2 pseudogenes are annotated in these 1,124 nt (G+C 41.5%); one reads left to right on the forward strand and one right to left on the reverse strand.

Annotated features, from left to right (window positions below):
- Positions 1 to 364 precede the first annotated feature (364 nt).
- A pseudogene (locus tag O9300_RS07810) lies at positions 365 to 865 on the forward strand (VWA domain-containing protein); the annotation flags it as partial.
- Between the two features lie 82 nt (positions 866 to 947).
- Here O9300_RS07810 and O9300_RS07815 read toward each other — a convergent pair.
- Positions 948 to 1,124 (reverse strand): annotated as a pseudogene (locus O9300_RS07815) (IS30 family transposase); the annotation flags it as partial.

Here is a 1,124-nt window from a genome sequence, read left to right on the forward strand (position 1 = left end):
CACTCGTAGTGGAGTAACCACTAATTCCTTAACCGTCAATTACACCCTCGGAGGGACAGCTACCCTCAATACCGACTACACTCGTACAGGGACTACCAATACTGTCACCTTTGCTGCTAATTCAGCGACTGCTACCGTAACTGTTGACCCCACTGCTGATACTACAGTAGAAAGTGATGAGACTGTTATTTTAACTCTTGCGACCGGGACAGGTTATACAGTTGGGACAACTACTCCAGTTACGGGGACAATTACCAATGATGATAATCCAGGAACCATTCAAGGGTTAAAATGGAACGACCTCAACGGTAATGGAGTCCGCGAAGACTTAATTCAAGGTAATCCTCCCAATATAGTTTTTGTAATTGATGTTTCCGGTAGTACAAGTTCGCCATTTCAAGGATTAGCTGTAGGCGATGTTAATAATGATGGGACAGCCAATACCCGACTAGATGCCGAAATAACCGGATTTATTGCTTTAAATAATCGCTTAGTCAGTAAAGGATTAGGTTCTACAGCTAAAGTCAGTATTGTCAGCTTTGCAAGTAGCGCCAATCAACTGGATATGAATCCAACTATTAGCGGGATTCAATTGACCACAAATCCAGCCACAGATAGCAATAACAATGGCATTAAAGATGTCGAAGAGATTCTACGTTCTCTAGTAGCTTCAGGTGGAACTAACTTTGAAATAGCCTTACAGAAAGCCGCTAACACTCTAACAAGTATAGGAACAACTACTGGCAATGGAAATGTGATTTTTATCTCCGATGGGGAAAACAACGAAGGGGGGAGTTATAGCGATGAAGTTCTCGCCTTACAAAATGCAGGAGTCAAGCTATCAGCTTTTGGCGTAGGAACCGGTGCAAACATCAGTAATCTCCAAGTAATTAATCCTAGTGCTAGTATCTTTACCAGTACTGACCAATTATTAGGTGTTGGCCAATTCAAGTCTGAATTGCATCACTGTCTGATCTACCTTTATAGAATACCTCATTCGGGGTACGATAGTCAAGACATTTTCGAGGACGATTGTTAATCAAGTTTACGGCTCTTTCCACCTCCTCTGGCTTAACAATTTTAAAATTCGTTCCCTTGGGAAAAAATTGTCTTAATAGTCCATT

Source organism: Microcystis sp. LE19-195.1E (assembly GCF_027532095.1).
Lineage (GTDB): Bacteria > Cyanobacteriota > Cyanobacteriia > Cyanobacteriales > Microcystaceae > Microcystis > Microcystis aeruginosa.